The following is a 6187-nucleotide window of genomic DNA, read 5'->3' on the forward strand; positions in this document are numbered from 1 at the left end:
CTTCAATCAGCCCCGTCACAGGTGACACGCACGCAAGGTGTGGGCCCATGAGCTCGGTCGTTCTCGACAAAGTGACCAAGGTGTATCCGGGCGACTACCTCGCAGTCGATCGGCTCAGCTTGCGTGCCGAGGACGGCGAGTTCCTCGTCCTCCTCGGCCCGTCCGGATGCGGCAAGTCAACGTTGCTCCGTATGATCGCGGGCTTGGAGGAGATCACCGAAGGCGAGCTCTGGCTGGACGGGCAGATGGCCAACCACCTGGCGCCACGCGACCGCGACGTCGCCATGGTGTTCCAGAACGGCGCCCTGTATCCGCACCGGACCGTGCGCGGGAACATCGCGTTCCCGTTGGAGATCGCCAAGTCGGACCCGGCGATGGTGCGCGAGCGCGTCAAGGAGCTGTCGAAGGCGTTGCACATCGACGAAACGCTCGACCGCCGCCCGGGCACGCTCTCCGGCGGCCAGCGCCAGCGGGTCGCGATGGGCCGGGCGATCGTGCGCCAGCCCAAGCTGTTTCTCATGGACGAGCCGCTGTCGAACCTCGACGCCGGCATGCGCACCGAGCTGCGCATGGAGATCTCCGCGCTGGTCAGATCGCTCGGCGTCACCACCATCTACGTCACGCACGACCAGGTGGAGGCGCTCACGCTGGCCGACAGGATCGCCATTTTGAATCGCGGCGTCCTGCAGGACGTGGGCACTCCGGCCCAGATTTACAACGATCCAGCCACGGCCTTCGTGGCGGCGTTCCTCAACTCCCAGCAGTTGAACCTGTTAGCGGCCGCGGTCAGGACGCCGCAGAACCAGTACGTGCTGCTCGACTTCGGCCCGCACCGGCTGACGATCCCTTGGAGCGATCCGCGGGCGTACGCCATCTCACAGCACACCGGCGGCCACGTGCTGGTGGGGATGCGGCCCGACGGGCTGGCGCCGGTGCCGGAGACGTACGAGGGGCCGGCGTTCTTCGGGCGGGTGCGGGCGCTGGAGTACCACGGGCACGAGTGGCTGGCGTACCTGGAGTGCGGCATGCCGGCCGTCCCGGCGCCAGAGCCGCCGGACCGGAGCGGGCGGGTCAACGGCGTCAAGAACGGCTCGGGCAAGCTGTCGGGGCTGATGCGGCGGATGTTCTCGCCTCCGAAGGAGGAGCATCAGGAGCAGGAGCGGGTGGGCCACAACCCGAACAGCGGCATCCATCGCCGCTCCGATCTGATCATCCGCCTGGGCAACCGGCCGGTCTGGCGGGCCGGCGACGCCGCCAAGGTCGCCGTCGACCTGTCCCGCCTCATGATCTTCACCCCCGACGGCGCCCGCATCGACCCACCGCGCCGCTAGCGCCGTTTACTCCACGCCGGCGAGCATGGCGGGGTCGCAGGAGACGGGGAAAGGCTGGATGATCATCAGTATGTCGCCCGCCTTGCTTCTTCCACCAGCTCATAGCCCGTGCTCCCAGGTTGAAGACCTCCACACACGGCGCATCGTCGCCGTGGAGCGTATTTGGGCGGCTGGATCTCATAGTCGCGCCGACGGTTTCGGGCTCTTCGCAGTTGAGGGTGTAGAGCTGTTGGACGGTTGGATGTGAGTCGTCAGGAGGTGCGAGCGTTGTAGTTCTCGCGGTTTGCGAGGACCTCAGCCATGTGCGTCTGCGCCCAGTTTCTGAGCCTTGGCCTGAGCCCTCTTCTGGGCGCTTTCATCGTCGTCACTGATTCGCACCTCTCGCCAATGGGTGGGTTACGCACTTCAAGGTGTCTACTTCCTGACAGGAAGTTTCTCTCCCATGCTGATGCAGGGAGCAGAAGGCGCCACCCCCAAAGTGCACGACGAAAGGCAACAAGATGAGCACACCCTCCCTCTCTCTTCCCGGCGGCACCTGGACTCTGGGCGACCTGACCGTCACCCGGTTCGGCTACGGCGCCATGCAACTGGCCGGGCCGTGGGTCATGGGGCCGCCCGCCGATCGCAACGGTGCTCTAGCCGTTCTGCGTGAAGCGGTCGACGTCGGTATCACCCACATCGACACCAGCGACGCCTACGGGCCGCGCGTCACCAACGAGTTGATCCGCGAGGCACTGCACCCCTATCCCGAGTCGCTGCACATCGTGACCAAGGTGGGCGCGAACCGCGACGAACAGGGTGGCTGGCCCACGGCCCGGCGACCCGAAGATCTGCGCCGCCAGGTCCACGACAACCTCAAGTCCCTCCGGCTCGACGTACTCGACCTGGTCAACCTCCGGCTCGGCAACGCCGAAGGTCCCCAGCCCGGCTCGCTCGCCGAGGCGTTCGAGACGCTCGTCGAACTCCAGCAGCAGGGCCTGATCCGCCACCTCGGGGTCAGCAATGCCACCGAGGAGCAGGTCACCGAGGCACAGAGCATCGCGCCGATCGTGTGCGTGCAGAACATGTACAACCTCGCCCACCGCCACGACGACAAGCTCATCGACCGGCTCGCCACCGACGGCGTCGCGTACGTGCCCTTCTTCCCCCTCGGGGGCTTTACCCCGCTTCAGTCCTCGGCGCTCTCGGCGGTCGCCGCACGATTGGAGGCGACACCGATGTCCGTCGCACTGGCCTGGCTGCTGCAGCGATCACCGAACATCCTGCTCATCCCCGGCACGTCATCGACGGCACACCTGCGCGAGAACATCGCCGGCGCGGGGCTCTCCCTCTCTCATGAGGACTTGACCGAGCTCGACGACATCAACCGCTGAAGCCACCGTTCAAGTTCCGGCCCCGGTCACCTTCGCGCGACCAGGGCCGAAGCAGAACGATTCGCCCTCACCTGGATGCCTTCAGATCATCAACGTCAGGAACTTGTGTCCACCGGCGGTGGCACCTCTGTCCGGGGTCGGTGAGGGCGGCTGATGGTGGTCCTGGGCCTGCATATCGGCCGCGTGCACCCGCGAGATCATCGCGCCGGACTCGCACCGGCTGCGAAACCGCCTCACCCCCTACCGGCGGCCGAGCTGAACCGGCGGACCGGTCGCCGAACATGTCCCGCAGCCGCGCTCGCCGTCCGCGATGCGCCAGAACTCGCGCGTGTAGCGCATGCGCGTCAAGTTCTCAGCTGTGGATGTGCGGGTCGTACTCCCTTTGATGCCTTTGGATCTCGTCTGCGTTGGCGACCGTCCAGTCGTACAACCGGCCGAACGGCTCCCGCAGCGATTCGCCGAGCGGCGTGAGTGAGTACTCGACTCCGACCGGCGAGGTGGGGAGCACGCGGCGCGCGATCATCCCGTTGCGCTCCAGGCGGCGCAGGGTCTGGGTGAGGACGCGCTGGGTGACACCCTCAAGGCGGCGCTTGATCTCATTGAACCGCCTGGGCTCGTTGAGGACCGCCATCACCATCATTGACCACTTGTCGGCGATCTGGTCCAGGATCGGGCGGCTGGGGCAGTCGGCCCGGTAGACGACGTCCGCTGCGGGGCCGGCTTCGGGAGTGGCCATATCGGTATCCTTCGCGATCCTTGAGATGCCGAAAGTGCGTTATTGACGGACGGTCGCCCGCCACCGCATCGTAAGTATGCATCAAGAACCTAGATGCACACCAGATACCGCTCGGAGACCTCCATGAACGACGCCTACCCGACCCTGCGGGTGAATCGCGAAGCCGGCATCGTCCGCGTCACCCTCGACAACCCACCCGTCAACGTCTTGGACGTCGCCCTGATGGGCGACCTGCGGCACCTGCTGACCGCGCTGCGGGACGACGATTCGGTGCGCGTCATCGTGTTCGACAGCGCCAATCCTGAGTTCTTCATCGCCCACGTCGACATGTCGCTGGGTGACACGCCAGAGGCGTTGGACAAGTTGGCGCAGAACCTTCCTGATGGTGTCAACGTTTTCCAGGCTCTGGGGGAACTACTCCGGCACCAGCCCCAGGTGACCATCGTCAAGCTCGCCGGGATGGCGCGCGGGGGCGGGGCGGAGTTCGTCACCTGCGCGGACATGACGTTCGCAGCGATCGGCCGCGCTGGGATCGGCCAGATCGAAGCCCTCATGGGCATCGTGCCCGGCGGAGGGGGCACGCAGTATCTCGCCAGCAGAGTCGGCCGCAACCGCGCGCTGGAGGCGGTGCTGAGTGCCGACCTGTACGACGCCGAGACCGCGGAGCGTTACGGCTGGGTCAACCGGGCCGTCCCCGCCGACGAACTCGACGAGGTCGTTGACCGACTGGCCCACAACATCGCCGCCTTGCCCGAGGGCGTGATCGCAGCGGCCAAGCACGCCATCCTGCCGGAGGATCTGGCCAAGGGGCTCCTGCGGGAGAACGACGCCTGGACGGGGCAGATCATGCGCCCTACCGCCGCAGGGCTGATCCGCGACGGACTGGCCCACGGCGCCCAGACCCCCGACGGCGAGCGCGATCTCGAGGGCCTCCTCCGGAGACTGGCCAGTTAGGACCCGGACGAGGGTCAGCACAGAAGACGCTTGCGCGCTCGTCAGTTCGGCGATCGCGCCTCGGGGACGGCTTGACCGAGCGGCGGACGTTCTCCGGCTTCTCCGGCCGGGACCTCGTCTTGAGCACGAGCGGGCCGGGTCGTCGCGACCAGATGCCGGCCACCGCTGTCCTCGACTGGCTTCTCCACCAATTGTGATGTGATCTCCATCAACGGCCCTGGCTGGCCGGCCGTCGCTGCACGGGGCGCTGCTGGCGGCCAAGGCGGCCGGGCACTCGCATGTGATCGTGGACGCGCGCTGGGCGCAGTTGCCGGCCACAGCCGCGATGAGACGCTGATCAGAACCAGCGCCGCCACCACTTGTTCGGCTTGCCTGCCGCCACCGTCGCGGCGTACTGGTCGGCGGTCCCGAACTCCTCGAGCGGCGATCCGCCGCTGGCGTCGAGGTGGGAGCGAACCTCCGCCACGATGTCCTTCACCTGTGCGCCCGGCATCCGGTAACGCCCGATCAGCAGCGAATGCAGCTGGCTCAGCCACTCGTCGCCGTCGGCAGGCACCCTCAGTGCCTTGGGCGTGCCTTTGCGGGTGAAGGCCCATCCCAAGATCACGGCTCCCAGAACAACGATCAGCAGTGTCGGAACGACGGGCAGCCGCACGACGGGCAGCCGCACGACGGGCAGCAACAGGAACGCCGCCGCCGCGCCTGCTCCCATTGCCGGCGCGAGGAACCACGACCTCGCGATGACATGCCACCGGTGTCCTTCGGCCCTCATCGCGTGTACGGCGTGCAAAGCGACGATCACGCTGGCGGCCAGGACGAGCGTTCCGATCGCCCCCGCCACTGTCACCGGCAACATGAGCCCGGTGCCGGCCCAGACGGACACACCTGCGACGAGCACCAGCAATCCGAACGGAGCGATGACCTCGGATCGGCGCTCGGCGCCGGACATGCCGAACTGGTCGAGGTCGGCCCGGACTTCCAGAGGCACTCGTTCCCGCAGGACCGCCCTTGCGTACTCGTCCGGCTCGCCGAACGCCGCCTCGGGACGTTCGCCGCTCATCGCACAATGCTCACGTACCTCGGCCGCGACCGCGTACCGGCGCCGCCTCGCCCGAAAGCGGCAGCCGGGGCGCTCACGGGTCCGCCAGGCGCTCAACGTCCTCACGACGGGCAACAGCGTTGTCCCCCGTGCGAGCTACCCGCAGATGTCCACTGTGTGGTGACGATTCCAAGCCGCCGGCCTCATAGCGTTCAGGACACCCGCGGCTTTCACATGCACCTCCGGCCCGGCGCGCCCCAAGATCACACAGCGTCGCGAACCGTTACCCGGAAAGCCTCAGTGCGTCGCAATTCAGAAGGGGCTCCACACTCATTTCCGGTCGGATGGGGTGCGCGCCGGAATGCCGAATTCATTAGACGAACGATCCGTGCATTGAACCGGTTGATTTGGCGTTTTGCGGTGCGGGCGAATGTGTGGAAGTCCACCTGCTGCGCCCGTGATGGACAGCGGGCCGCCCTTAGGTTCTTGGCTGACCAGCCGAAACCTGTGGATGGTTCACCGAGAATCCGACCAGCGCGTCCGAGATCTCGGAATGACGCTCAACAGCAGTGTCGACCGAGTGCTGGGAGAGGAGTTAGGAAAATGTCATCGGGGAGTACCAATAAATCCGGATTGCTGGGATGGCGGCTGCAAGCAGCGCGTGAGATGGCGTTTGTGGGGCGGGAGGAAGAGCTCGCGGTTTTCAATGCGGCGTTGTACGGCGGCGGCTGCAGCGTTCTGTACGTGCACGGTC

General features: G+C 66.7%; 5 protein-coding genes. 3 read left to right on the forward strand and 2 right to left on the reverse strand.

From position 1 onward, the window contains the following. Window positions 1-47: 47 nt before the first annotated feature. Together ACTWPT_RS19240 and ACTWPT_RS19245 are read left to right on the forward strand one after the other, a co-directional pair. Window positions 48-1331, forward strand: coding sequence for an ABC transporter ATP-binding protein (locus ACTWPT_RS19240; RefSeq protein WP_443178786.1), 1284 nt, complete (start codon window positions 48-50; stop codon window positions 1329-1331). A gap of 500 nt (window positions 1332-1831) precedes the next feature. Further along, window positions 1832-2704: an aldo/keto reductase family oxidoreductase gene (locus ACTWPT_RS19245; RefSeq protein WP_443178787.1), complete on the forward strand. Its 873-nt coding sequence runs from the start codon at window positions 1832-1834 to the stop codon at window positions 2702-2704. Between the two features lie 352 nt (window positions 2705-3056). Here the strand turns inward: ACTWPT_RS19245 and ACTWPT_RS19250 are convergent, their stop codons facing one another. Then, entirely contained in the window at window positions 3057-3440 is a 384-nt protein-coding gene (locus ACTWPT_RS19250) for a winged helix-turn-helix transcriptional regulator (RefSeq protein WP_443178788.1), read from the reverse strand. A gap of 93 nt (window positions 3441-3533) precedes the next feature. On the opposite strand from ACTWPT_RS19250, the gene ACTWPT_RS19255 reads away from it, so the two are divergent. Next, window positions 3534-4394, forward strand: coding sequence for an enoyl-CoA hydratase/isomerase family protein (locus ACTWPT_RS19255; RefSeq protein WP_443178789.1), 861 nt, complete (start codon window positions 3534-3536; stop codon window positions 4392-4394). Between the two features lie 337 nt (window positions 4395-4731). On the opposite strand, the gene ACTWPT_RS19260 is transcribed toward ACTWPT_RS19255, so the two are convergent. Further along, window positions 4732-5454: an HAAS signaling domain-containing protein gene (locus ACTWPT_RS19260; protein ID WP_443178790.1), complete on the reverse strand. Its 723-nt coding sequence runs from the start codon at window positions 5452-5454 to the stop codon at window positions 4732-4734. Window positions 5455-6187 lie beyond the last annotated feature (733 nt).

The sequence above is a fragment of the Nonomuraea sp. 3N208 genome (genome assembly GCF_052245935.1).
In the GTDB taxonomy this organism is placed as follows: Bacteria; Actinomycetota; Actinomycetes; order Streptosporangiales; family Streptosporangiaceae; genus Nonomuraea.

What these genes read in the sequence shown, in the direction of transcription:
- ACTWPT_RS19240 (WP_443178786.1), top strand. Translation starts at nt 48, where the DNA reads ATGAGCTCGGTCGTTCTCGACAAAGTGACCAAGGTGTATCCGGGCGAC.
- ACTWPT_RS19245 (WP_443178787.1), top strand. Translation starts at nt 1,832, where the DNA reads ATGAGCACACCCTCCCTCTCTCTTCCCGGCGGCACCTGGACTCTGGGC.
- ACTWPT_RS19250 (WP_443178788.1), bottom strand. Translation starts at nt 3,440, where the DNA reads ATGGCCACTCCCGAAGCCGGCCCCGCAGCGGACGTCGTCTACCGGGCC.
- ACTWPT_RS19255 (WP_443178789.1), top strand. Translation starts at nt 3,534, where the DNA reads ATGCACACCAGATACCGCTCGGAGACCTCCATGAACGACGCCTACCCG.
- ACTWPT_RS19260 (WP_443178790.1), bottom strand. Translation starts at nt 5,454, where the DNA reads ATGAGCGGCGAACGTCCCGAGGCGGCGTTCGGCGAGCCGGACGAGTAC.